At 68.2% G+C, this 25339-nt stretch carries 25 protein-coding genes; 17 read left to right on the top strand and 8 right to left on the bottom strand.

Annotated elements, in window-relative coordinates; all coding sequences use genetic code 11:
• Positions 1-32: 32 nt before the first annotated feature.
• Entirely contained in the window at positions 33-200 is a 168-nt protein-coding gene (locus tag ACQPWU_RS09185) for a hypothetical protein (protein WP_433438400.1), read from the bottom strand.
• On the bottom strand, positions 200-460 hold the full coding sequence (locus ACQPWU_RS09180; RefSeq protein ID WP_433438399.1) for an SAV_915 family protein: 261 nt from the start codon (positions 458-460) through the stop codon (positions 200-202). The genes ACQPWU_RS09185 and ACQPWU_RS09180 overlap by 1 nt, the downstream gene beginning before the upstream one ends.
• 434 nt (positions 461-894) lie before the next feature.
• Here ACQPWU_RS09180 and ACQPWU_RS09175 point away from each other — a divergent pair, with 434 nt between their 5' ends.
• A complete protein-coding gene (locus ACQPWU_RS09175; RefSeq protein ID WP_433438398.1) occupies positions 895-2289 on the top strand; it encodes a TROVE domain-containing protein in 1395 nt (464 codons plus the stop codon).
• Between the two features lie 109 nt (positions 2290-2398).
• Here the strand turns inward: ACQPWU_RS09175 and ACQPWU_RS09170 are convergent, their stop codons facing one another.
• From ACQPWU_RS09170 to ACQPWU_RS09160, 3 genes are all read right to left on the bottom strand, one after another.
• Positions 2399-2869, bottom strand: coding sequence for a hypothetical protein (locus ACQPWU_RS09170; RefSeq protein ID WP_433438397.1), 471 nt, complete (start codon positions 2867-2869; stop codon positions 2399-2401).
• Positions 2866-4659: an APC family permease gene (locus ACQPWU_RS09165; RefSeq protein ID WP_433438396.1), complete on the bottom strand. Its 1794-nt coding sequence runs from the start codon at positions 4657-4659 to the stop codon at positions 2866-2868. The genes ACQPWU_RS09170 and ACQPWU_RS09165 overlap by 4 nt, the downstream gene beginning before the upstream one ends.
• Positions 4660-4851: 192 nt before the next feature.
• The gene (locus tag ACQPWU_RS09160) at positions 4852-5334 is read right to left on the bottom strand and encodes a hypothetical protein (protein ID WP_433438395.1); all 483 of its coding nucleotides are present in this window, start codon (positions 5332-5334) and stop codon (positions 4852-4854) included.
• A 607-nt stretch (positions 5335-5941) separates the two neighbouring features.
• On the opposite strand from ACQPWU_RS09160, the gene kdpF reads away from it, so the two are divergent.
• The 15 genes from kdpF to ACQPWU_RS09085 all read left to right on the top strand — a co-directional run bounded on the left by kdpF (position 5942) and on the right by ACQPWU_RS09085 (position 19962).
• Positions 5942-6031 carry a K(+)-transporting ATPase subunit F gene (gene kdpF, locus ACQPWU_RS09155; protein WP_350811823.1) on the top strand — a complete coding sequence of 30 codons (90 nt, stop codon included), beginning with the start codon at positions 5942-5944 and terminating at the stop codon, positions 6029-6031.
• A gap of 20 nt (positions 6032-6051) precedes the next feature.
• The gene (kdpA, locus tag ACQPWU_RS09150) at positions 6052-7692 is read left to right on the top strand and encodes a potassium-transporting ATPase subunit KdpA (protein ID WP_433438393.1); all 1641 of its coding nucleotides are present in this window, start codon (positions 6052-6054) and stop codon (positions 7690-7692) included.
• Between the two features lies 1 nt (position 7693).
• Entirely contained in the window at positions 7694-9817 is a 2124-nt protein-coding gene (kdpB, locus tag ACQPWU_RS09145; RefSeq protein WP_433438391.1) for a potassium-transporting ATPase subunit KdpB, read from the top strand.
• Positions 9818-10660: a potassium-transporting ATPase subunit C gene (locus ACQPWU_RS09140; RefSeq protein ID WP_433438389.1), complete on the top strand. Its 843-nt coding sequence runs from the start codon at positions 9818-9820 to the stop codon at positions 10658-10660.
• A 1-nt stretch (position 10661) separates the two neighbouring features.
• A complete protein-coding gene (locus ACQPWU_RS09135; RefSeq protein WP_433438387.1) occupies positions 10662-13199 on the top strand; it encodes a DUF4118 domain-containing protein in 2538 nt (845 codons plus the stop codon).
• Positions 13196-13864 (top strand): response regulator, encoded by a 669-nt coding sequence (locus ACQPWU_RS09130; protein WP_433438386.1) that lies wholly within the window; start codon positions 13196-13198, stop codon positions 13862-13864. Before ACQPWU_RS09135 ends, ACQPWU_RS09130 begins: the two co-directional genes overlap by 4 nt.
• A 78-nt stretch (positions 13865-13942) precedes the next feature.
• Complete coding sequence (locus ACQPWU_RS09125) at positions 13943-14134, top strand: hypothetical protein (protein WP_433438384.1); 192 nt, start codon at positions 13943-13945, stop codon at positions 14132-14134.
• A gap of 352 nt (positions 14135-14486) precedes the next feature.
• Complete coding sequence (locus ACQPWU_RS09120) at positions 14487-14792, top strand: hypothetical protein (RefSeq protein WP_433438383.1); 306 nt, start codon at positions 14487-14489, stop codon at positions 14790-14792.
• 243 nt (positions 14793-15035) lie between these two features.
• The gene (locus ACQPWU_RS09115) at positions 15036-15602 is read left to right on the top strand and encodes a hypothetical protein (RefSeq protein ID WP_433438381.1); all 567 of its coding nucleotides are present in this window, start codon (positions 15036-15038) and stop codon (positions 15600-15602) included.
• A gap of 109 nt (positions 15603-15711) precedes the next feature.
• Positions 15712-16026 (top strand): SDR family oxidoreductase, encoded by a 315-nt coding sequence (locus ACQPWU_RS09110; protein WP_433438379.1) that lies wholly within the window; start codon positions 15712-15714, stop codon positions 16024-16026.
• A gap of 330 nt (positions 16027-16356) precedes the next feature.
• A complete protein-coding gene (locus ACQPWU_RS09105) occupies positions 16357-16686 on the top strand; it encodes a PadR family transcriptional regulator (protein WP_433438378.1) in 330 nt (109 codons plus the stop codon).
• A 2-nt stretch (positions 16687-16688) separates the two neighbouring features.
• A complete protein-coding gene (locus tag ACQPWU_RS09100; RefSeq protein WP_433438377.1) occupies positions 16689-17060 on the top strand; it encodes a DUF1048 domain-containing protein in 372 nt (123 codons plus the stop codon).
• Complete coding sequence (locus tag ACQPWU_RS09095) at positions 17060-17824, top strand: ABC transporter ATP-binding protein (RefSeq protein ID WP_433438375.1); 765 nt, start codon at positions 17060-17062, stop codon at positions 17822-17824. The genes ACQPWU_RS09100 and ACQPWU_RS09095 overlap by 1 nt, the downstream gene beginning before the upstream one ends.
• A 9-nt stretch (positions 17825-17833) precedes the next feature.
• Positions 17834-18595: an ABC transporter permease gene (locus ACQPWU_RS09090; protein ID WP_433438373.1), complete on the top strand. Its 762-nt coding sequence runs from the start codon at positions 17834-17836 to the stop codon at positions 18593-18595.
• 158 nt (positions 18596-18753) lie between these two features.
• The gene (locus tag ACQPWU_RS09085) at positions 18754-19962 is read left to right on the top strand and encodes a cytochrome P450 (RefSeq protein WP_433438372.1); all 1209 of its coding nucleotides are present in this window, start codon (positions 18754-18756) and stop codon (positions 19960-19962) included.
• 257 nt (positions 19963-20219) lie between these two features.
• Here ACQPWU_RS09085 and ligA read toward each other — a convergent pair whose 3' ends face one another.
• Positions 20220-22313, bottom strand: coding sequence for an NAD-dependent DNA ligase LigA (gene ligA, locus ACQPWU_RS09080; protein ID WP_433438370.1), 2094 nt, complete (start codon positions 22311-22313; stop codon positions 20220-20222).
• A gap of 338 nt (positions 22314-22651) precedes the next feature.
• Positions 22652-23620, bottom strand: a complete 969-nt coding sequence (locus ACQPWU_RS09075; protein ID WP_433438369.1) for an AraC family transcriptional regulator — start codon at positions 23618-23620, stop codon at positions 22652-22654.
• Positions 23621-23753: 133 nt separating this feature from the next.
• Between ACQPWU_RS09075 and ACQPWU_RS09070 the strand changes: the two genes are divergently transcribed.
• Positions 23754-24692: an NADP-dependent oxidoreductase gene (locus ACQPWU_RS09070; RefSeq protein WP_433438367.1), complete on the top strand. Its 939-nt coding sequence runs from the start codon at positions 23754-23756 to the stop codon at positions 24690-24692.
• A gap of 245 nt (positions 24693-24937) precedes the next feature.
• Here the strand turns inward: ACQPWU_RS09070 and ACQPWU_RS09065 are convergent, their stop codons facing one another.
• Positions 24938-25258 (bottom strand): NIPSNAP family protein, encoded by a 321-nt coding sequence (locus ACQPWU_RS09065; protein ID WP_433438366.1) that lies wholly within the window; start codon positions 25256-25258, stop codon positions 24938-24940.
• Between the last annotated feature and the right edge of the window lie 81 nt (positions 25259-25339).

The raw sequence follows: 25339 nt of genomic DNA, 5'->3' as shown, positions 1-25339 counted from the left end.
ACCGACCGGCGGGCCGGCGCCTATCGAGGTCTTCAGGACTCCGGCTGCGTGGGAGGGAAGGCGTGGCAGCGCATGCCGGACTCGCTCACGGCGAAATCCTCAGGTGTCCCCTCAGCGCCCGCGACCGGCTGGAAGCCGGAGCAGCACTCGCCGGCTATCAGCGACTCCTGCTCTGCAAGGTCCTGGTGAAGGACGCACATCAGGCCACCCGCTTCGCGGGCCTGGTCATCGTGCCCGCCGGGTCGATGACGATGCCGATGACGTCCAGCTCGGCGATCATGCCGCGCAGCGCCGGAGCGGTCAGCAGCATCCACTGCTGGCCGGCTCCGAGCACCTTGGCCAGCTTGAGCGGCGAGGAGAATGCGACCGCCGTCCGCTTGCCCGAGGCCGTGCGGAACAACCGAAGGGTCGAGGCGCACGCACCCACCGTGACGGGCACGCACAATCGGGGCTCTGACATCTGCTTCCTTCCAGCGAAGAGTCGTACCCGGCAGACGCTAGAACCGTCACCGGCCACAATCCTCCATCGCTACGCAATTCGGACGCCGGCCGCGGAAATATTGACGCGACGTTGACAGCAGCACCGCCTTTACTGGCATTTATCCATTTCGTACGTGAAGGGCATCAAGGAGCCGTCAAGGTCGCTTGCGGCGGTATTCGGCACCGCGCATAGTGGAAGGCGCTGACACATCCCGTCCTTCCCAGGACACGTGCAGTGCGAGCCAAGCACAGCGGTCCGCGGCGTGCCGCTCCCCATCCCCGATGACCGGCACGAGGCCTCCCGGTGCGCCTGCGGCCACCGCGAGACACGGCCGGGCATGCCGTGTCACGGTCGGCTCCCCTTTCTCGGGAGGCCCCTTCACCCTCTTCGCATCGACCGGAGTTGAGCCATCCATGACCACCCGCGCCTCGACGAGCGTGGAAACGATCAAAAAGGAGATTCTCCTCCTCGCGGCCAGGGCGCTCGGCGACGCACACGCCCGCGTCCCGAGCGGGCGGTACATGGCTCTCGCAACACGGCTGGCCAGGACCGACGAGGGCTGGCTGATCCGGATGCTCGGCTGGATGGGCCGCCATGCCCCACTGCGCAACCTGCGGCTGGCCACGCTGGCCGAGCTGGCGCAGGCCCGCCTCGAGACCGGCTCCGCGGGCACCCGGCAACTGATCGACCAGTGCCTGCACCGCGCCGACGAGCCCGGTGAGCTGCTCGCCTACTGGCTCCAGTGGTACGGCAGATCTCTCCCCCAGCCCGTCAAGCGCGGCATCGCCGACGCCGCCGCCCGGCTCTATGACGAGCTCGCCCTGGCCACCTACGACAGCCCCGGCGCCCCGTTGCGCTTCGCAGACGTGCTGTCGCTGACGCACCCGGTCCCTCAGGGGACGAGGCAGGCGGCCGTGTTCCGCTACGCCGTCGCTCGCAGGCGCGGTGACCTCGACGACATCCCCGCATCGCTCTCCCTGCTTCGCGCCCGCCGAGCCCTCTACCAGCTCCCTCCCGCCCGGCGTCCTGTCCTGCTGGAACGCTCCGGCGCGGCCCGTACGCTGGCGGAGGCCGCTATGACCGGGGCCACCGTGCGACGCTGGCTGCTCGGCACGATGACCGGTCCGGCCTGGGCGGCCGTGGTGCCGTCAATGTCCTACCGGGACCGGCTCACCCACCTGGCCGCCTTCGACCGCGACGGGATGCCCGACGAGATCGCCCATCAAGTGGCCGAGGAGCTCGCGGAGCCCGCGTCGGTGCTGCGCTCCGGCGTGACGCCGCTGGAGGTTTTCACCGCCCTGCGTTCTGTGCCAGGCTCGCGCTGGAGCCGCGCGCTCCGGCTGGCCATGGAGGTCTCGCCGGCCAACATTCCGGTGCTGCCCGGCCGCACGCTCGTGGTGATCGACCGAGGCGACCTCATGGCCGGTCCGGCGAGCGCCGGCTTGACCAGGGCGGACACCGCCACGGTCTTCGGCGCGGCGCTCGCCTGCCGCGCCTCCCACGCTCAGGTCGTCGTGCTCGGTACGCCCGTCGTCACGGTGACGGTCCGGCCGGGAGAGCCGCTGCTGGACGTACTCGACCGCTTCGGTGAGGGCGTGGGCGGCTCGGCGAGCCCGGCCCAGGTCATCCGCGCCCACGTGACCGGTCAGGACCGGGTCGTCGTCCTCACCCATCCCGACCAGGCGGCCGAAGCCGCCCAGGCCATCACGGGCCCGGGCCAGGAACACGTGATCACCGATGTCACCAGCGGCTGGTTCACCGCGATCCCGCACGTCGAGATGGCATGTACGGCGGACTGGCCCTTCTGACGGAAGCCGGCGCGAGCGCCTTGGGACTACCTGAACGTCCACGGCCAGGTCCGCCGGTTCACCAGTGAGATCGGGTGCCACCGCGACCATTGACCGGGTACGCGCCCCGCTACGGCGCTGAGCCGTAGTCGCGCCACTCCCGGTCCACCCGCACAGACGCCCTGCGGGCGACCCACCACGGGAGCAGCACCGTCACGACCAGCCAGCCGGCCGCTCCGGCCGGAACGGCGGCGATGAGGGCGCCGAGGCCGACCTCCGCCGTCCCGATCGGCGGCGGCGTGAGCCGGCCCTGGTCGTCGAGCCAGACCCGGGCGGCGGTGCCGGAGACGCGGTCCAGCGGCATACGGGCCCAGCCGCTGTGCTGTCCGCCGTCCCACGTGACGCGGGACACGGTGGCCCGCTCCTCGACGACCTCCGCGGTGACCTGCCGGTGCGTGGCGTGGTAGGCGTCGATCTCGCGTATGAGTGAGCCGGCGGCCAGCAGCCCGGCGACGCAACCGGCCAGAAGTGTGACCAGGATTGTGAGGCCGGCCGGCCGGTGCCCGCGCGCCGCCCAGGTCCACTCCCCCGTGGGCCTCATGAGACGCGGAAGCGCATCCGGCACACCACCGCGTCGGTGCGCCGCCGCAGCGCCCTGGCCAGCACCGCGCCGCGCTGGTTCTGCAGCATCCGCTGCCAGGCGTGCTCCGGCTCGACCTCGGCGATCAGCACGAACACGTGCGGCTCGGGAACCTCGGCCAGGTACGACAGCAGCGGCTCGTCCAGCCGACGGCGGGCGTCGAAGAGCTGCACCAGCTCCACACCCGGATCCCAGCGGTCCCAATCCTCGACGAACGCCCGTGCCTGCCGTTCCTCCTCGGGATGGGTAACGTTCACGGCCACCACCCGGTCACCCAGCGACAGCGCCGCAGACAACGCGTCCCGGGTCAGCCGGGTGACCGCGTGCACCGGCACCACGACCAGCGAGCGGCGCGGCCGCGGCGGCATCGGGGTCCTGCCCAGCTCCAGCCGCTCCCCGATCCGCACGTACGAGCGGTTCACCCATTCCATACCCGCCACCAGCAGCGGCAGCGCCACCACGATCAACCAGCCGCCCTCACCGAACTTCGAGGTCGTCACCACGATCGCGGCCACGAAGGTCAGCAGCGCGCCGAACCCGTTCAGCCCGGCCCGCCACCGCCACCCGGCGGGCCGGTCGGAGACCCAGTGCCGGACCATGCCCGCCTGCGACAGCGTGAACCCCACGAACACCCCGATCGCGAACAGCGGCACCAGCAGGTTCATCTCACCGCGGGCCACGATGAGCAGCAGGCCGCTGGCCACGGCCAGGAACGCGATGCCGTAGCGGTGCACCTGCCGCTCCGCGCGCAGGGCGAAGAAGTGCGGCAGGTTGTTGTCGCGGGCCAGCAGCTGGGCCAGCACCGGCAGCCCGCCGAAGGAGGTGTTCGCGGCCAGCGCCAGCAGCACCACGGTGGCGAACTGCACCACGTAGAACAGCGGCCCGTCCCCCAGCGACGCCCGCGTGACCTGCGCGAGCACGGTCACCCCATCCACCGGGGCGATGGCGAACTTCTCGATCAGCGCGGCCACGCCCAGCAGCATGAACGCCAGCAGGGCGCCCAACGCGACCTCGGCCCGCTGCGCCCGCCGTACCCGGGGCCTCCTGAAGGACGGCACCGCGTTGGCGATCGCCTCCACGCCGGTCAGCGAGGCGCAGCCGTTCGCGAACGCCTTCAAAAGCAGCAGCACCCCGACCGTCTGCAGGCTGCTCACCTGGTGCGCGACGTCGACGGTCGGCCCACTCCGGACCAGCCCCGCCACGACGACCAGCCCGATCGCACCCACGTAGATCACGGTGGGGGCGATGAACGCGCGGGCGCTGTGCGCGATCCCGCGCAGGTTGATCGCGGTCACCAGCGCCAGCACCGCCAGGCACAGCTCCACCGTGTACGGCAGCAGCCCGGGAAAGGCCGAGGTCAGCGCGGCGACCCCGGCGGCCACCGAGACGGCGACGTTGAGCACATAGTCGATGATCAGTGAGGCCCCGGCCACCAGGCCGGCCCGCCGTCCGAGGTAGGTCTTGGCCACCCCGTACGCGCCGCCGCCCTCCGGGAAGGCGGCGATGACCTGCCGGTAGGAGAGGGTGAGCACGGCCAGCAGGGCCGCGATGGTCAGCGTGACCGGGATGGTGAACCCGAGCCCGGCGCCACCTGCCAGGGCGAGGACCAGCACGATCGCCTCGGGCCCGTACGCCACCGACGCCATCGCGTCCAGCGACAGCGCGGCCAGCCCGCCGACGACCGACAGCCGATGCCGTTCGCCGGTATCGACCGGCTCCTTGGTAGCGGCGGGAGTTTTGACGATGGACATGGAGAATGCTCCTGAATGAGGGTTTCGTCCCCATGCTGCTCCCGATACACCCCCAGGAACGCCCATATATACGCGTTTCAGACGCGAAGCGCCCTAATACCTACGTGAAATCTACGAGGCTGGTCAGCCGACGTGGACGTGCGGCCTGTGCTCCGGGTCCGGCTCGGCCTGGCGCACCCTGATCGGCGGGTATCACCCGTTGCGGGCGTAGTCGCGCCAGCGCTCGTCCAGGTCCTTGACCGCCTTCCTGGCCACCCATCGGTGCGTCAGGGAGCGGGCCTGCCACAACGCCAGCCACACCGCCCCGCCCGCCAAAGTGCCGGTCACCAGGAAGCCGAAGACGACCTCCACCGGCCCGTACGGGCGGGGCACCGGCCGGCCCTGGCGGTCGAGCCAGATCCGGGCGCGCGTGTCGGAAACGTGGTCCAGCGGTGTGCGCACTTGGCCGGCGCGCTGTACGCCGGCTCCGTCCTTCCAGGTCACCTGGGCGACGATGGCCTTCTCCTCGACCACCTGAGCGACGACCTGATGGTGGGTGGCGCGATAGGCGCGGATCGCGTCGGTGACCAGGACGCCGGCGGCGCAGCCGGCCACGAGCGCGATGACGGCCATGATGGCGCGCGATCCGAGCCGGTACGAGTGGGCGACGGTCGCGGGCGTGACGACGCTGGGCATCAACAGGGCTCCTACGTGGGGATTCTCCTCATGTTCGCCTCGGAGGAGCCGCTTGACGCCCGTCGCTACGGAACCTGGACGCCGTTTTGATGCCCGTCTACGGCACCTTTACGGATGTTCTGTTCCTTGGTGAAGCGCAGGTCCTGCCGGTCCAGATGGCGCCGCAGGCGGCGGGTGTCTTCGCTCGAACTGCAGGGAGCTCCAGCACCGCGCCGGAGACCCCGTTCAGCCGTTTTCGCGCCATGGCAATCCTCCGAGGGCCTTGCTCGAGGGCACTATTCCTTCTCTGGGAACGGTCGTCGCCGGTTTGACAGGTCCTGAACGGTTCGGGGCGAGCTTCTACGGGATCCTGACGCGCCACGAAAGCGGTGCGCGAAGCCGCGCGTAGGGATGCCGTTAAAAATCAGGCTCCGGCCGTATGGAACCCGTCAAGAACGCCAAAATCGCCCAAATCTCGGGGTTTGCTTGCCTTGGAGCCGCCCGGGATAGGTGCGGCCGAAACAACTTGTCCAGATTGAGGAGTGGGGATGGCTGACGTCATCTTCGTCGCCCTGACGATCGCGATTTTCGTGGTCTTCGGGCTGGTGGTGAAGGCGGTGGAGCGGCTGTGAGCGCCGTCAATGCCACCGGTCTTGTCGTAGTCGTCGGCCTGGTGATCTTCATGGTCGCGGCCCTGCTCTTCCCGGAGCGTTTCTGATGAGCATGACCGCGGCAGGGATGATCTTCATAGTCTCCCTGATCGTCGCCCTGGCCCTGGTGTACAAGCCGTTGGGCGACTACATGTACCGGGCTTACACGACCACCAAGCACAACGTCGTCGAGCGCGGCATCTACCGGCTGCTGGGGGTGCGCGCGGATGCCGAGCAGAGCTGGGGCGTGTACGCGCGCAGCGTGCTGGCGTTCTCGGTGATCTCGATCCTGGTCGTGTACGGCATCCAGCGGCTGCAGGACAAGCTGCCGCTGAGCCTGGGCATGAAGCCGGTCACCGACCACATCGCCTGGAACACCGCGATCAGCTTCGTCACCAACACCAACTGGCAGGCCTACTCGGGCGAATCCACGATGGGCCACCTGGCCCAGATGATGGCCCTGGCCGTGCAGAACTTCGTGTCCGCCTCGGTGGGCATGGCGGTGGCCATCACCCTGGTACGCGGCTTCGCCCGCCGCACGTCCGACACGATCGGCAACTTCTGGGTGGACCTGGTCCGCGGCACCGTCCGCATCCTGCTGCCGATCGCCTTCGTAGGCGCCCTCGTCCTGGTGGCCGGCGGGCTGATCCAGAACTTCTCCGGCCTGCACGAGGTGACCACGCTGACCGGCGGCACCCAGTCGATCACCGGTGGCCCGGTCGCGAGCCAGGAGGCCATCAAGGAACTGGGCACCAACGGCGGCGGCTTCTACAACGCCAACTCCGCCCACCCCTTCGAGAACGCCACGAGCTGGACGAACTGGTTCGAGATCTTCCTGATCCTCGTGATCCCGTTCTCACTGACGCGCACCTTCGGCAAGATGGTCGGGCAGGTCAGGCAGGGGTACGCGATCCTCGCCGTGATGGCCGTCATCGCGCTGGCCAGCGTGCTGCTCACCAACGTCTTCGAGCTGTCCGGCAACGCGACAGTGCCGCAGGCCGTCGGCGCGGCCATGGAAGGCAAGGAAGTCCGCTTCGGCATCTCCAACTCCGCCACCTTCGCCGCGTCCACGACGCTGACGTCGACCGGCGCGGTGAACTCCTTCCACGACTCCTACACCCCGTTCGGCGGCATGATGACGTTGTTCAACATGATGCTGGGCGAGGTCGCCCCCGGCGGCGTCGGGTCAGGGCTCTACGGCATGCTGATCCTGGCCGTCATCACGGTGTTCGTGGCGGGCCTGATGGTCGGCCGCACCCCCGAGTACCTGGGCAAGAAGATCGGCTCACGCGAGATCAAGCTGGCGTCGATGTACTTCCTGGTCACGCCGGTGCTGGTGCTGATCGGCACCGCGTTCGCGATGGGCTCGGCCGAGCAGCGGGCGAGCATGCTCAACACAGGCCCCCACGGCCTGTCCGAGGTGCTGTACGCGTTCACCAGCGCCTCCAACAACAACGGCTCGGCGTTCGCCGGTATCACGGTCAACACGCCCTGGTACGACGTGGCGCTCGGACTGTGCATGGCGTTCGGCCGGTTCCTGCCGATCATCCTGACGCTGGCGCTGGCCGGCTCGCTGGCCCAGCAGGCACCGGTGCCCGCGGGCGCGGGGACGCTGCCGACGCACCGGCCGCAGTTCGTCGGCATGGTCGTCGGCGTGACGATCATCCTGGTCGCCCTCACCTTCCTCCCGGCCCTCGCGCTCGGCCCCATCGCAGAAGGACTTTCGTAACATGTCAACCCCCGTGCTCGATGCGCCGGGCCAGGCCCCGGCGCCGAAGCGGAACGGCCGCGTGGGCGGCGGTCTGCTGGACCCGAAGCAGATGCTCAGGTCGCTGCCGGACGCGATGAAGAAGCTCAACCCGGTCACGCTGTGGCGCAACCCGGTGATGTTCATCGTCGAGATCGGCGCCGTGTTCACCACCGTGCTCGCGGTCGTCAACCCGTCGTTCTTCGCCTGGGCCATCGTGATCTGGCTCTGGCTGACGGTCGTCTTCGCCAACCTGGCCGAGGCCGTGGCCGAAGGGCGTGGCAAGGCCCAGGCCGCCACGTTGCGCAAGGCCAAGACGGACACGCAGGCCCGCCGGCTCAAGAGCCGCACCTCGGCCGAGTGGGACGTCATCAGAGCCCCGGAGCTCCAGCAAGGCGACATCGTCATCGTCGAGGCCGGCGAGATCATCCCCGGCGACGGCGACGTGATCGAGGGCATCGCGTCGGTGGACGAATCGGCCATCACCGGCGAGTCCGCCCCGGTGATCCGCGAGTCCGGCGGCGACCGCTCCGCCGTCACCGGCGGCACGAAGGTGCTGTCCGACAAGATCATCGTCCAGATCACGCAGAAGCCCGGCGAGAGCTTCATCGACCGCATGATCGCTCTCGTCGAGGGCGCCAACCGGCAGAAGACGCCCAACGAGATCGCCCTCAACATCCTCCTCGCGGCGCTGACCATCATCTTCCTGGTGGCCACCGCGACCATGCAGCCGCTCGCCATCTACTCCAAGTCCATCAACCCGGGAGTGCCCGACTCCCTGGCGCTCACCGGCGACGGAGTCACCGGCATCGTGCTGGTCTCGCTGCTGGTCTGCCTGATCCCGACCACGATCGGCGCCCTGCTGTCGGCCATCGGCATCGCGGGCATGGACCGCCTCGTCCAGCGCAATGTCCTGGCCATGTCCGGCCGCGCCGTCGAAGCCGCCGGGGACGTGTCCACGCTGCTGCTGGACAAGACCGGCACGATCACGCTGGGCAACCGGCAGGCCAGCGAGTTCGTCCCGGTGGCGGGGGTGAGCGAGGCGGACTTGGCGCAGGCGGCGCAGCTGTCCAGCCTGGCGGATGAGACGCCGGAGGGCCGCTCGATCGTGGTGTTCGCCAAGCAGCAGTACGGCCTGCGCGAGCGCCAGCCGGGCGAGCTGGCCCACGCCGACTGGGTGCCGTTCACCGCTCAGACCCGCATGTCCGGCGTCAACCTGGACGGGCGCGAGGTCCGCAAGGGCGCGGCCACCGCGGTGATGAAGTGGGTACGCGATGCCGGCGGCCACCCCACCGACGAGGTCGGCCACCTCGTGGACGGCATCTCCGCCTCCGGCGGCACCCCACTGGTCGTCGCGGAGAAGGGCCGCGTGCTCGGCGTCATCCACCTCAAGGACGTGGTCAAGCAGGGCATGCGCGAACGCTTCGACGAGATGCGCCGCATGGGCATCCGCACTGTCATGATCACCGGTGACAACCCGCTGACCGCCAAGGCCATCGCCGACGAGGCCGGGGTGGACGACTTCCTCGCCGAGGCGACCCCTGAGGACAAGCTGGCGCTGATCAGGAAGGAGCAGGAGGGCGGCCGGCTGGTCGCGATGACCGGCGACGGCACCAACGACGCCCCCGCCCTGGCTCAATCCGACGTCGGCGTCGCCATGAACACCGGCACCTCGGCCGCCAAAGAGGCCGGGAACATGGTGGACCTCGACTCCAACCCGACCAAGCTGATTGAGATCGTCGAGATCGGCAAGCAGCTGCTCATCACCCGGGGCGCGCTGACCACGTTCTCGATCGCCAACGACATCGCCAAATACTTCGCGATCATCCCGGCCATGTTCGCGGCGGTCTATCCCGGCCTGGACGCGCTGAACATCATGCGACTGGCCAGCCCGCAGTCCGCGATCCTGTCCGCGGTCGTGTTCAACGCGCTGGTGATCATCGCGCTGATCCCGCTGGCCCTGCGCGGAGTCAGATATCGGCCCTCCAGCGCTTCCAAGCTGCTCTCCCGCAACCTGTACGTCTACGGCCTGGGCGGCATCATCGCGCCGTTCATCGGCATCAAGCTCATCGACCTGCTCATCCAGTTCCTTCCGGGGATGTCATAAATGGAACGCATGCCTAGCTGGATCCGCCAGCACCTCGCCGCGATCCGGGCGGTCGTCGTCCTGACCGTGCTCCTCGGCCTGATCTACCCACTGGTCACCACCGGCGTCGCCCAGGCACTGTTCAACGGCAACGCCAACGGGTCGATCGTGCAGGCCGGCGGCAAGGACGCCGGCAGCGCGATCATCGGCCAGTCCTTCACCGACGCCGACGGCAACCCGGTCAAGAAGTACTTCCAGTCCCGCCCGTCGGCCGCCGGCGACGGCTACGACCCGACCTCGACCAGCGCCAGCAACCTCGGCCCCGAGGACGTCGTGGACACGCTGCCGGTGCCTGGCACCGAGGACGAGGGGAGGCAGTCGCTGCTCACCCAGGTGTGCGCCCGCTCCAAGGCGATCGGCGAGCTGGAAGGCGTCAGCGGCGCCCGCCCGTACTGCACCTCGGACGGGGTCGGCGCGGTGCTCAAGGTCTTCCCCGACCGCGCGGTCAGCGTCAACCAGGCCTGCCCCGCCACCCCCTTCGTCACCACCTACCAAGGGCTGAAGGTGGAGTGCGCCAAGCCGGGCGAGGACTACGCCGCGGGCCGGACCGTCCCGATCAAGGGGAACGCGGGCACGCCCGCAGTGCCCGCCGACGCCGTCACGGCGAGCGGCTCCGGCCTCGACCCGCACATCTCCGTCGCCTACGCCGAACTCCAGGCGCCTCGCGTGGCCAAGGAGCGCGGGATCTCCGTCGAGCAGGTCAAGGCGCTGATCGGCGACCACACGACGGGCCGGGCGCTCGGCTTCATGGGCGAGCCTGCCGTCAACGTGCTCGAACTCAACCTGGCACTCGACGGGAGGTGACATGAGAGGGCGGCTGAGGGTCTACCTGGGCGCGGCGCCCGGGGTGGGCAAGACGTACGCAATGCTCTGCGAGGGCCGCCGCGGGCTGGAGCGCGGACGGGACGTGGTCGTGGGCTTCGTCGAGACCCACGGCCGCCCCCGCACCACGGCCCTCCTGGAGGGCATGGAGGTGATCCCGCGCAAGACCCTGGTCTATCGCGGGGCCACCTTCACCGAGCTGGACGTGGACGCCGTCATCGCGCGCAAGCCCAAGATCGCGCTGATCGACGAGCTGGCCCACACCAAAGTGCCAGGCGCCAGGAACGTCAAGCGCTGGCAGGACATCGACGAGATCCTCGACGCCGGCATCGACGTCATCTCGACGGTCAACATCCAGCACCTGGAGTCCGTCAACGACGTCGTCCAGGAGATCACCGGCATCCCGCAGCGCGAGACCGTACCCGACGAGGTGGTCCGGCGGGCGAACCAGGTCGAACTCGTCGACATGTCCCCGGAAGCGCTACGCAGGAGGATGGCGCACGGCAACGTCTACGCACCCGAGAAGCTCGACGCGGCCCTGTCGAACTACTTCCGCATCGGCAACCTGACCGCCCTCCGTGAGCTGGCCCTGCTCTGGGTCGCGGGAAAAGTCGATGACCAGCTCGACCGCTACCGCGCCGAGCACGGCATCGCCACCACCTGGGAGACCCGCGAACGCGTCGTGGTCGCACTCACCGGCGGCCCGGAAGGCGACACTCTGGTACGCCGGGCGGCTCGCATCGCCGCCCGCACCAAGGGCGCCGACCTGCTGGCCGTCCACGTCACCAGCGCCGACGGGCTGACCGGCGGCGACCCGGCGAACCTGGCCCGCCAGCGCTCCCTGGTGGAGAGCATGGGCGGCACCTACCACCAGGTCGTCGGCGACGACATCCCGAGAGCCCTGCTCGACTTCGCCCGCGGCGTCAACGCCACCCAGCTCGTGCTCGGGGCATCCAGAAGAGGCCGCTTCGCGCAGGTCTTCTCCCGCGGCGTCGGGGTCGAGACCACGGCCCAGTCCGGCTCCATCGACGTCCACATGATCACCCACGAGGAGGCGCAGAAGGGCCGCAGCCGGCCCGAACGCTCCCGGGCGGCGTTGACCACGAAGCGCCGTTTGACCGGCTGGGTGCTGGCGGTGGCCGGGATGCCGCTGCTCACCGCCCTGCTGTGCCCGTTCAGGGACGTGCTGTCGCTGCCCAGCGAGATCCTCTTCTTCCTCTGCCTGACGGTCGGGGTCGCGCTGGCCGGCGGCATGTGGCCGGCCATCACCGCGGCCGTCGGAGGGTCGCTGCTGCTCAACTACTACTTCACGCCGCCGATCGGCGAGTTCACCATCAACGACCCGGAGAACTTTTTCGCGCTGGTCGTGTTCGTGCTGGTGGCGGCCGCGGTCAGCACGATCGTGGACCTGGCGGCCCGCCGTACCAGAGAGGCGGCCCGCGCCCGGGCGGACGCGGAGGCGCTGTCCACGCTGGCCGGGCACGTGCTGCGCGGCGAGGCGGCACTTCCGTCGCTGCTCGGCCGCCTGCGCGAGACGTTCGGGCTGGATTCGGTCACCCTGCTCGAACGCCTCAGTGAGCCCACGCCGGACGACCAGTCCGAGCCCGGAGCCTGGCGCATCCTCGCCACCACCGGCCAGACCCCGTGCGCCAACCCCGCCGCGGCCGACACCGACGTACAGATCGACGACCGGCTCGTGCTCGCCGCCCGCGGCCGGCTACTGGACGCCAGCGACCGGCGCGTCCTGGAGGCGTTCGCCGCCGAAGCCGCCGTCGCGCTCCGGCAGGAACGCCTGCAGGAGGAGGCCCAGCAGGCCAAACCCCTGGCCGAAGCCGACAAGATGCGCACCGCCCTGCTCGCCGCCGTCAGCCACGACCTGCGCACCCCGCTGGCCGCCGCCAAGGCCTCCGTCGAGAGCCTGCGCAGCCCCGACATCGAGTGGTCGCCCGAGGATCGCGACGAACTGCTCGACACCGCACACCAATCGCTGAACCGCCTCGACCGGCTGGTGGAGAACCTGCTCGACATGAGCCGCCTGCAAGCGGGAGTGCTCGGCCTGTCACTCCAGCCCGTCGCGCTGGAGGAGGTGGTCCCCCGCGCCGTCGACGACCTCGGGACCCTCCGCGACCGGATCGAGGGCGACATCTCCGTCGAACTCCCCGAGATCGTCGCCGACCCCACGCTACTCGAACGCGTTCTGGTCAACCTGATGACCAACGCCGTCCGCTACAGCCCAGCCGACCAGAAGGTGCTCATCACTGCCAGCTGGCACGACGACCAGGTCGAGATCCGCGTCATCGACCGCGGCCCCGGAATCCCGCGCGAATACTACGACCGCGTCTTCCTGCCCTTCCAGCGGCTCGGCGACCGCGACAACGGCACCGGCGTCGGTCTCGGGCTCGCGCTCTCCCGCGGCCTGACCGAGGCCATGGGCGGCGCGCTCGTACCCGAAGAGACACCAGGGGGAGGTCTCACCATGACCGTCCAGATGCCCATCTCATCGCAGGCGATGACAGCATGACCAAGATCCTCGTCGTCGACGACGAACCGCAGATCCTGCGAGCGCTGCGCATCAACCTGGCCGCCCGCCAATACGAGGTCGCGGTCGCCGCGGACGGCTCCTCCGCACTGCGCCAGGCCGCCGAATGGCACCCCGACCTCGTCGTGCTCGACCTCGGGCTGCCCGACATCGACGGCGTCGACGTCATCCACGGCCTGCGCGGCTGGACCCGGATCCCCATCGTCGTGCTGTCCGGCCGGGCCGGCAACCAGGACAAGATCGATGCTCTGGACGCCGGAGCCGACGACTACGTGACGAAACCGTTCAGCATCGAGGAGTTCCTCGCCCGCGTCCGCGCCGTCTCCCGCCGCGCCGCCATCCACGAAGCCGAGCTCGCCAGCATCCAGATCGGTGACCACAAGGTCGACCTGGTCGGCAAGACGATCTCAGGCGGCGTGCGGCTCACTCCCACCGAGTGGCACATCCTGGAGATCCTGCTCCGCAACCCCGGCAAGCTCATCCCCCAGCGCTACCTGCTGACCGAGGTATGGGGCAGCAAACACGTGAAGGAGACCCACTACCTGCGCCAGTACATGGCCCAACTCCGCCGCAAACTCGAACGCGACCCCGCCCGCCCCCTCCACCTGATCACCGAACCGGGCATGGGCTACCGCTTCACCCCATGACTCCCCAGCACGAAGTGTTCGCGTCAATACGCGTCATGAAGGCTTTTCCTGCTCACGCCCGCGAGAGACAGTTGAGGTATGAGCGGACGGACACTCGATCTGGCCATCCTCCGCACCTGGGCGGTCGTCTTCGTGATCGTGTCGCTGGTCGTGCCGGGGATCGCGAATCTCATCGTGGCCTGGGTGGGCGGCGTCGCCCTCCTCTGGTACGACGACCTGGCGCGTCACAGCTCGGGGTATGGCTCGCTGCGCCCCCGCTGGCTCCACTGACACGTTCCCGCGCCAGCCTCAACTCGGCCTGGCGCCGCGCTGCCGTGCTGCACCTGCCCGCGGCAGAACGGTGCACCAGGGCCGGAGAGCTGCTCGAACGCTTCGACCTCAAAGCCGTGCGCCTTCGCGCCGGCCTGGTCACCAAGGCCGTCGGCGGCGCGAGAGCGGCGGTGCGCAGTCGAAGGCTACTTTCATTCGAAATGAAGCCGTCGCGGCCCTGAATCTCCTTGTCTTTTTACCGCAAACAGCGAGTAATACTCCAATCAGAGGATCAGTCGGATCGAGATCAGCACCCCTTCACGGGTATAGCTTCTGACGTCACTCATCGCCAGCAGGAGGGTGCGCCGCGAAAATGACGCGTCACGTCGCCGAGAACAGGCCCGTCGGTGTACGGCGGATGATGCTGTTCACGCTGGCGGTGGTCGTACCGGGGATCATCGCGATGTCGTCGGCACCTGCACACGCAATGGCGATCCACGGGCCCCCGAACTGGGGAAACGGCAAGCACAACAAGAACTACGTGGCGGTGAAGAGCCCCACCATCATGCATGGCGCACAGCAGATATCGGTTTCCATCAGCAGCAGGACAAAAACGCAGGCCGCCTTCTGCAAGAGAAGGGCCTGGACCTGCAAGATCTCCCAGAGAATAGGTTACTGACCGATTATCCGCCTCACCCGTCCGACGCCGCCGGAGTCGGACCTGTCAACTCGGCGCTCGCTAATGGCTTGGCAATGACCTGGCCGCGGAGTGTCGAGTACAGATCGACACTCCGCTGGTCAGTATGCTGGCAAATGACTCCACACCCCTTATTAGTAGGGCGACAAAAGAATGATTTGTCAGCATCACGGCAGAGCAGTCAGATCGTACTTTCTTGCCTGCGCGTTCGCTTCGACGATATTCATGGGGTGCCTCACGCCGCTTTCTGCGGATGCGACCACATCGAGCGCCCAGCCGAAGCACAAGGCGAAGAGCCTCGACGTCGATTCAGATGCCGATGGCGGATCCGTGAACAGCAAGACGATCTCCGTGGACAGTCCTACCAACAACCAGGGCAACCAGCACACGTCGACCAGCACTCCCGGCGGGACCACCAGCGTTCAGAACGCTCTTTGCCGGCGAACCCCGGTGTGCAGGATCACCCAGAAGGTCATCGTGGTCGCTCCCGGAAAGGCCAAGGAGACCGTTCAACCATCGGAGAGCACCGCCACGCCGCAAGAGATCGATCCCTCTGAGCCGGAAAGCGCCGAAGCGCTCAATGCCGAAAAAGCCATCGACCCTGCGCCGGAGCGAAACGAGAACCTCCCGATCAAGGAAGCCGTTCGCGACCTGGAGATGGCCCTGTTGTCGCGGATGATCGAGGACGTCCGTAGCGGGCGCCCGACCACCGACCTGGCCGACCCGTTCAGGTGGGGTCCGCTCGCTGGTAGGCCGTGCTCATCGCTACCGCCGCCGTCACGATGCTCATGACGATGCCGTACACAGGGCCGCCTTCGACGGAATGAGGCCACCGCGAAACGCGGTGACCTGCGGCGCGAGTCCGGCCGGGACAGGGCGTCGCACTGCTGGAAGTCGGCGAGTGCCCGAGCAGCCGTACGCGATGAGCAAGGTCCCCGTCGAGGTGCTCCGCCGTTCCCTGGCCCAGACCATCGGCGCGCGAGAAATCACCGTCAACGCCGTGGCATCCGGGCCGACGGTCACCGACATGAACCCGTGGATGCTCGGCAACCCCAAGGTCCAGCAGATGGTCGCGACGGGCAACGCCATCCCCCGCGTCGGCCGGCCCGAGGACGTCGCCGACGTGGTGGCCTTCCTGGCCTCCGAGGCCGGTCGCTGGGTGACCGGGCAGGTCATCGACGCCTCGGGAGGGTGCTTCCTCGGCCCTCGGATATGAGCTGACAACGGCGCAACCGGCGGCGATCAGGTCTGATGCGGTGTCGTATCAGCGGCCGTGTCAGCACGGCGACGGCCCGGTGTCAGAGCGGTCGGCGATGGTGGACGCCATGAACAGTTCAGCGATTGCGACCCAGGCCCTGTTGTTCACGTGGTCGCGGGGTTGGCCGGAGGGTCTTGAAGCCGCTGATGGCCTGGCGGTTCCCGCCGTTCACGCCTGCAGGTGGCAGGAGCCGGCACCTCCCACCGCCACGAGGAGCTTGCGTCACCGCTATTCAGCGTTACTATATACCAGTAGCTAGCAGCGCTTAGTAGCTGAAGGGGGTGTTCCATGGGCAAGCAGATGACGGAGATGCTCAAGGGAACGCTGGAGGGCATCGTCCTCGCGATCTTGTCCGGCCGGCCCGCGTACGGCTACGAGATCACGGCGTGGCTGCGGGATCAGGGCTTCTTCGACATCGCCGAGGGCACTGTCTACGCGCTCCTCGTCAGGATCGAGCGGCGCGGCCTGGTCGACGTGGAGAAGGTCCCGTCCGAGAAGGGGCCGCCGCGCAAGGTGTACTCGCTCAATTCTCAGGGGCGGGAGTATCTCGAAGAGTTCTGGAGGACCTGGAGCTTCCTCGCCGAACGGCTCGAACAGCTCCGAAAAGGAGGAAATTAGACATGGCCTCAGGATGGATCGAAAAGGTCACGGGGTCACTCGAGGACAAGAAGCGCTACCGGCAGTACAAGGAGCGCATCCGACAGCTTCCCGCGACCTATCGCACAGCGGCTGAGGCGCTGGAGCGGTATCTGATGCAGTTCGGGTGGGGGGACGGCGCCGGCTGGCTTTCGATGTACGAGGACCTCCTCTACCTGTTCGAGCAGAGCGCGGCGAACAAGACCCCGATCCGCGAGATCGTCGGGGAGGACCCCGTGGAGTTCATCGAGGATTTCGTTCGGAGCTACCCGGCGGGCCAGTGGAGGCTCCGGGAGCGGCAACGACTGATCAACGCCATCGAGCGCGCCGCTGGAGAAGAAGAGGAGGCCGTCTGATGACGACACAGCACGCCCAGGCGATTCATGTGCAGGGCCTGGAGAAGTCGTACAAGGAGCTGCAGGTGTTGCGCGGCGTGGACTTCGACGTGGCGCGGGGCAGTATCTTCGCGCTGCTCGGCTCGAACGGGGCGGGCAAGACCACGGTCGTGAAGATCCTGTCCACGCTGCTCAAGGCCGACGCGGGCACGGCCAGCGTCAACGGCTTCGACGTCGCCACGCAACCGGCGAAGGTGCGCGAGTCCATCAGCCTCACCGGGCAGTTCGCCGCCGTCGACGAGATCCTCAGCGGGCGCGAGAACCTGGTGCTGGTCGCCCGGTTGCGGCACCTCAAGGATCCGGGCAAGATCGCCGACGACCTGCTCGAGCGTTTCTCGCTGACCGACGCCGGCGCGCGGAAGGTGGCGACGTACTCGGGGGGCATGCGCCGCCGCCTCGACATCGCGATGAGCCTCATCGGCAACCCGCCGCTCATCTTCCTCGACGAGCCGACCACCGGGCTCGACCCCCAGGCACGCATCGAGGTGTGGCAGGCCGTCAAGGAACTCGCCGACCAGGGCACGACGGTGCTGCTCACCACCCAGTATCTCGACGAGGCCGAACAACTCGCCGACCGGATCGCGATCCTCCACGAGGGCCGGATCATCGTCAACGGCACCCTCACCGAGCTCAAGCAGCTCCTCCCGCCCGCCAAGGTCGAATACGTCGAAAAGCAGCCGACCCTCGAGGACATCTTCCTCGCCCTCGTCGGCACGAAGGCATAAGGAACAACGATGAGCAAGCATTTCTTCGGCGACACCACCGTCCTGTTAGGACGATCCCTGCGCCACATCACGCGCAGCGTGGACACCATCATCACGACCGCGGTCATGCCGATCGCCATGATGCTGCTGTTCGTCTACGTCTTCGGCGGCGCGATCAACACCGGCTCGGATTCTTATGTGAACTACCTGCTGCCCGGCATCCTGCTCATCACGATCGCCTCGGGCATCGCCTACACCGCATACCGGCTCTTCATGGACATGAAGAGCGGCATCTTCGAACGCTTCCAGTCCATGCCGACCGCACGCTCATCCGTCCTGTGGGCGCACGTGCTGACCTCGCTGGTCGCCAACCTGATCTCACTCATCGTCGTCGTGCTCGTCGCCCTGCTCATGGGCTTCCGCTCCGGGGCGGGCGTGCTCGCGTGGCTGTCGGTCGCCGGCATCCTGATCCTGTTCACCCTGGCACTGACGTGGATCGCCGTCATCCCCGGCCTGACCGCGAAGACCATGGAAGGCGCGAGCGCGTTCTCCTACCCGCTCATCTTCCTGCCGTTCCTCAGCTCGGCCTTCGTGCCCACCGCCACCATGCCCGGCCCGCTGCGGGTCTTCGCCGAGAACCAGCCGGTGACCTCCATCGTCAACGCCATCCGCGCCCTGTTCACCCAGCAGCCGGTCGGCACCGACATCTGGATCGCCCTCGCCTGGTGCGTCGGCATCCTCATCGTCGCCTACGGCTTCGCCATGAACGCTTACCGCCGCAAGATCTCCTAGGGCCGTGCTGATGGAGGGCGTCGACTCCACCGAGCAGGCGCTGATGTCGCCCCGATGTCGTGGTCCAGGGCGGTCCGCGCCGCCGCCGACCCGGCTTCTGAATGCAACATAGCTTTCGAGCTGCGAAAAACACGTATATCGCGAGATGAGGAAAGATCATGACTGAATCCCTCCACACCGTCACGACGATGCCGACCGCGCGTCAGCCCGGCTGCCCCTTCGACCCGCCCAAGGAGCTCATCGAGGCCCGCGAGCACGGCCCGATCAGCCGCTTCCCCTTCCCCGACGGACACCAGGGCTGGCTGGTCACCGGCTACGACCTGCTCCGGTCGGTCCTGGCCGACCCGCGGTTCAGCTCACGCAAGGAGCTCATGAGCCATCACCCGCTGGTCGACTTCGGCGAGATCGAGGTCCCTCCCGCGCCGCCCGGCGAGTTCCTCCTCATGGACGAGCCACAGCACAGCCGCTACCGCAAACCGCTGGTGGGCAAGTTCACCGTCCGGCGGATGCGACTGCTCACCGAGCGCGTCGAGCAGATCACCGCCGAACACCTGGACGCCATGGAGAAGGCCGGCCCGTCGGCGGACCTGGTGACCGCGTTCGCCAAGCCCATCCCCGCCATCATCATCTGCGAGCTGCTGGGCGTGCCGTACGAGGACCGGGGCTCCTTCCAAGAGAACATCGACAAGTTCCTCGGCGGCGAGGTCAGCGACGAAGAACTCATCGCCGCCTACACCGCTACTCAGCAGTACCTCGCCGAACTGGTGGCCGCCAAACGCGCCAACCCCACCGACGACGTACTCAGCGACCTGCTCGACAGCGACCTGACCGACGAAGAACTGAAGGGGATCGCCCTGATCCTGCTGTCAGCCGGCTTCGACACCACCGCCAACATGCTGGCGCTCGGCACCTTCGCACTGCTGCAGAACCCGGAGCAACTCGCCGCGCTGCGCGCCGACCCGTCGCTCACCGAGCAAGCCGTCGAGGAACTGCTCCGGTATCTGACCGTCGTCAAACAACTCGCCCGGGTCGCGCTGGAGGACGTCGAGCTCGGCGGCCAGACCATCAAGGCCGGGACCACGGTCATCCTGTCGTACAACACCGCCAACCGCGACCCCGAGCGCTTCACCAACCCCCACACCCTCGACCTCCGCAGGCAGGACGGCGGGCACCTGGCCTTCAGCCACGGCATCCACCAGTGCCTGGGCCAGCAACTCGCCCGCGTCGAGCTGCGCGTCGCGCTCCCCGCACTGCTCAACCGCTTCCCCACCCTGCGCCTCGCCGTACCGGCCGAAGAGGTCGCCCTGCGCCCGGAGACCGCGGACGTCTACGGGGTCAAGAGCCTCCCGGTCACCTGGGACGCGTGACCGCGAGCCAACGACGCGGCCGCCCTGTGGTTGCCCGCCTGCGACGATCGCGTCCGCGGCCCGTTTCCGCCCGTATTCCGGTGGCACCCGGACTTTGCGGCTCGGTCACCGAATCCGCAAAGTCCGGCGCTCCACCGCTTACGCAGCACTCGTGCGAGGCTGACCAGCACCTGTCCCATCCCGCACCACCCTGGTCGACGTCGAGTCCAGGGTGACGTCACCGATGCGATCCGCGCAGCAGGCTAAATGCGTGAGCGTCAAGCATCGCCCGTCGACTGTTGCAGAAAGGCGCCGACCTGGGCGGCGAACTCCTCCGGGCTGACGATCCGTACCCCCAGGGTCTCGGCCTTGGCCCTCTTGGAGCCTGCCTTCTCCCCTGCCACCAGCAGAGCCGTCCTTGCCGACACGCTGGAGGACGCCTTTCCGCCCGCCCGTTCGATCAGCTCGTTCATCTCGTTACGCGACAGCGCCGCCAGCGGCCCGGTCATCGCGCCCGTGACCACCACCGACATCGACGCGAGCGGTAGCTCGGCCCCGACCTGCACAGTCTCCTGCCCTTCGGCGGGCGGCGTGGCTCCGGGCTCGGTCATGTTGACCCCCGCCTGGACGAGCTTGTCGACGAGCGGGGCGAGCTCGATCAGCTCGGCCACCACGACCGGCGCCTTCTCCGAGCCGAGGCCCTCCACCTGCTGGATCGCCTCGGCGTCGGCCGCGCGGATGGCGTCCATCGTGGCGAAGTGACGGGCGATGCGGCGGCTCATGCTTCGGCCGGTACCGCGCACTCCGAGCGCTGCGAAGATCCGGCTGAGCGGCCGTGTCTTGGCCTGTTCGATGGCGGTCAGCAGGTTGTCGGTGCTGGTCTCGCCCATGCGTTCCAGGCCGAGTAGTTGCTCGCGGGTCAGGAAGAAGAGGTCGGCGAAGTCGGCGATCAGCCCGGCGTCGAGCATCTGCTTGATCCGGTTTTCCGCCAGGCCCTCGATGTCGAGCTGGTCGCGGCCGACCGCGTAGATGATGGATGCGATCGCCCGGCAGGTGCGCCCGCGCACGCACCGCCAGCGCTCCTGCGTGGCGTCGATCGCGTCACCGCAGGACGGGCACACCTTCGGGATCTCGATCGGCCGCTCGTCGCCGGTGCGCAGATGCACCACGGGCGCCTCAACGCGGGGGATCACGTCGCCCGCTTTGTAGACAGTGACGCTGTCGCCCAGCATCAGCCCGCGGCGCGTGATATCGGCGACATTGTGCAGGGTGGCATAGGTGACGACGCTGCCGTCGAGCTCGACCGGTTCCAGCACCGCGCGCGGGGCGATCACGCCGGTACGGCCGGTGTTCCACTCCACCGCGAGCAGCTTGGTGATCTTCTCAGTGGCGGGCAGCTTGTAGGCGATCGCCCATCGTGGCGCGCGCGAGCCGAACCCGGCCTCGGCCTGGTCGGCCGCCAGGTCGCACTTGATCACGATGCCGTCGATGCCGAACGGCAGCTCGGGCCGGATCGCCGCGATCTCCCCAACACGTTCCTGCACCCGATCAAGAGTTTCAGCCACGATTCCGGCCACGGGCGTGGCCGCGGTCGTTTGCACTCCCTGGCCGGCGACCCACGTCATGACCTCGCTATGCGGTAGCTGGCGCAGTCGTCGGGCGAGCTCGGAGGTGTCGTCGGGGTTGGGCAGCGCACCGTAGCCGAAGAAGGTCAGCTCGCACACGTAGGGCCGCTCCCGCGTCCGCAGCGTGCCCGCCGCGGCGCTGCGCGGGTTGGCGAACGTGGTGCCGTCATGTGCCTGCCGCTTCGCACACGCCTGCTCGAACTGCGCGGCCGTCATCATGATTTCGCCACGCAACTCCACGGTGACCGGATCGGCCAGCCGGTCGGGCAATCCTACGATGGTGCCGATGGCGTGCGAGACGTCCTCGCCCGCGTTTCCGTCGCCGCGTGTGATCAACTGGGCCAGCCGCCCGTGCTGATAGCGGGCCGAGATCGCCAAGCCGTCAAGCTTGGGCTCCACGCTCCAGGCCGTGACCGGACGGCCCAGCCTACGTTCCACCCCGGCCGCCCAGTCGACCAACTGCTCGGCTCCGAAGACGTTGTCCAGGCTCAGCATCGGCACAGTGTGCGCTACGTCGCCGACCGCGGCGCCGGCGGCGACCTTGCCCGTTGGCGAGGACGACAGCACCGACTCGGGATGCTCCTCCTCATACGCCTGGATGCCGCGCACCAGCCGGTCATAGGCGTCGTCGTCGAGCGTGGAGGTGCCATCGGCGTAGTAGGCCGCGGCCGAGTCAACCGCCAGTTGAACGGCCTCGGCATACGCCGTGTCATCGGCCAGGACCGTGAGAGGGGGTGCATCGCTCATGGCTTCACCATGCCTGATGCCTCCGACAATTCCATGCCGGCATCGATCGGCTCCTGTGCTGGACGACTCGCCCTGCCACCTGCAGCAATCAGGAAACAGGGCATTCCGTGGCGACATGCCGCCACACACGGGGGCGATGCGTGGCATGGCGCCGCCTCGCCGTTCGAGGCTTGGTCAGAAGCCCTATCCTGGCCCACAACCCGCGAGCAGCCGGACCGCTGCTCAAGATCGAGTGCTCCCTGCACGAACCAGACCGCATCTGCGCTGCCCCCGACCAGGAACGATGCGGCTAAGGAAGCTCGCGGTCGCCGGGCGAATCAGTCTTCCTGGCTGATCGATCAGCTGCCGCACCCCTGATTCAGGCAGTCGTTGCGGGTGCAGGACATCGATAACGGCCTTGATCTCGCCCTGTAGGTGTGCCGGAACCTGCCGGGTGGCATCCCGAACTCACGCTTGAAGGCCCTGGCGAAGGCGAACTCTGAGGTGTATCCGACCTGATCGGCGACCGCGCCCAGGGGAGCGTCGGTATCGCGTAGTAGCCGTGCGGCCGTGGTCATCCGGCACCAGGTCAGGTAGGCGAGCGGTGGGCAGCCCACCAGACCTGTGAACCGGCGTGCGAACGCCGCGCGCGACAGCCCCGCGCGTTCGCCCAATTCTGCGACGGTCCATGGCCGGGCCAGATCGCTGTGGACGGCGTCCAGCGCGGCCAGGATCGAGGGTGCGCTCAGCGCGCCGGCCCAGCCGGTGGTGATGCCGTCGTCGGCCCGGTCGTCGAACCAGGCCCGCAAAATGTAGAGCAGCAGCAGGTCCACCAGTGCGGGTACGGCCGCGCCGGCGCCGGGCTTCGCCGCGTCCAGCTCTCGGCCGAGCAGGTCGACGGCGCCACGCAGCGACGCGTTGCGGCCGGGCCTGGCCGGCAGGTGGACGACATCGGGCAGGTCCCGAAGGAGCGGGTGTGGCCGGGCGAGGTCAAGTTGGTACGCGCCGCACAGCAGCATCGTGCGGGCGCCGGGACCGTCGTGCCGGAGCTCACCCCCGTGCGCCGGCGGGAACGCCGTGAGCGGGGTCGCCGGGTCGTCTGCGAGACCGTGCCCCCGCCCGCTGCGCAGGAACACGACGTCGCCGGGTCCCAGCGCGACGGGTGCGCCGTCCGGCGGCAGCAGCCAGCATGACCCTTGCAGCACCACGTGGAAGCCGGCTCCCGCGACCTTGTCGAAACGCAGACCCCATGGAGCGCGCAGGTCCGTGCGTGTGGAACTCGGTCGTCCGGTGCGCATGGCGGCGATGGCATCGCTGAGCACGTCCATGAGCGGAGCATACCGATCCGCTTTCGTGATGAGACGATCGGGTATAAAGCGAAGACGAGATGTTATTGGGCATCTCATCAGGCTGGCATACGATCAGGCCGTCCAAAGCGTACGGCTTCTTCAGGAGTTCCCCTTGCCAGCACGCATGCACGCGATCAGGCAGCGCGCCTTCGGTGGCCCGGAGGTCCTCGAGTTCGTCGAGGTCGACCGACCGGTCCCCGGCCCCGACGATGTCGTCGTCCGGGTGCTCGCCACGAGCGTCAACCCTGCCGACTGGAAGATCCGCTCAGGCACGGCCGCCCTGCCCGTTGAACTGCCGTTCGTCCCTGGGTTCGATGTTGCCGGTGTCGTCGAGCAGGTCGGCGATCAGGTCACTCGCTTCCGCCCCGGCGACGAGGTCCACGGCATGCCGACGCCGTTCGCCGGCACATATGCCCAGTACGTGCGCGCGCCTGCCGCCGATATGGCGACCAAGCCCGCCGCCCTGGACCACATCCGAGCCGGCGCGCTGCCCTCCGTAGGGCTCACCGCCTGGCAGGCGCTCGTCGGCATCGCCCGGATCCAGGCCGGGCAGCGGGTCCTCATTCACGCCGCGGCGGGAGGCATCGGCCACCTCGCCGTCCAGATCGCCAAAGCGTACGGCGCTCATGTGATCGGCACCGCCCGCGCCACCAACCACGCCTTCCTGCGCGACCTGGGCGCCGACGAACTCATCGACTACACGGTCGAGGACTTCGCCACCGCCGCCCGCGATGTCGATGTCGTCCTCGACAACATCGGGGACACATACGGCGTCAGATCCCTCGACACCCTCGTGCCCGGCGGCCACTTGGTGAGTGCGATCTGGGACCACCCCGGCGTGACCGCCGAGCAGGCCGCACAACGCGGCCTGCGATTCGACCCGGTCATGGTCGCCCCGTCAGCGGCTGACCTGGAGGAACTCGGCAAGCTCGTCGACCGGGGACTGCTGCGCGTGCACGTCGAGGCGACCTTGCCGCTGCGTGACGCCGCCAAGGCGCACGAACGGAGTCAGGCCGGAAGTGTCCGCGGCAAGCTCGTCCTCGTTCCCTGACGACCGGGGCTGAGGAATTCAGGAACAGTGGTTGGCGGTAGGGTCCAGGGCCTGTCGTCCGCCGGTTTCCCGCTCGGCCGTGCTCTCCCCAATGCCCGTGGTCGGATCATTCCGTTTCCGGCTCCCGCCGCATCGAACTAGGCGTGCGGTTCTCCCGCACCCAGCTCACCGACGCCGTTCACCGCCGGTATTCGGTTCCACCCGCAGGGCTTGCCGCCTCTGACAGACGGATCCGCAAGGAATCTTCAGGAAGAAGTCTCGTCCGGAAGGAGGGGGCGCATGAAGGTCCGTTCGTAGCGGATGACGCAGGCGCTATCGTCGCGGATCTTGTCGGCGGCGATGAATTCGGGGTCACGTCCGAACAGCTGACGGTACTGTTCGTAGGTCGCGAGGCTGGGGAAGCTGAAAAGGGCGAGAGCCTTGTCGCTGGCTCCCTCGGCGGGCAAGAAATATCCGTGATGCGTGCCGCCATGCCGGTTGACCAAATCGATCCAGCGGCGCGCGAACTCTTCGAACGCCTCGATCTTCGACGGATCGATGGTGTAGTCGACGACGCAGGTGATCATCGTTGTCCTCTCGCGTTGAGGTTGACGGCGTTCGGTGGAATCTTCCCGAGGCGACTGCCTTGACTCGGTTGGCCACCGCTC

Origin of the sequence: Nonomuraea sp. CA-141351, from assembly GCF_050944675.1 — a bacterium.
GTDB lineage: Bacteria > Actinomycetota > Actinomycetes > Streptosporangiales > Streptosporangiaceae > Nonomuraea.
Note: the sequence above shows the minus strand (reverse complement) of the source record. Positions and strands in the feature narration are given on the sequence as shown.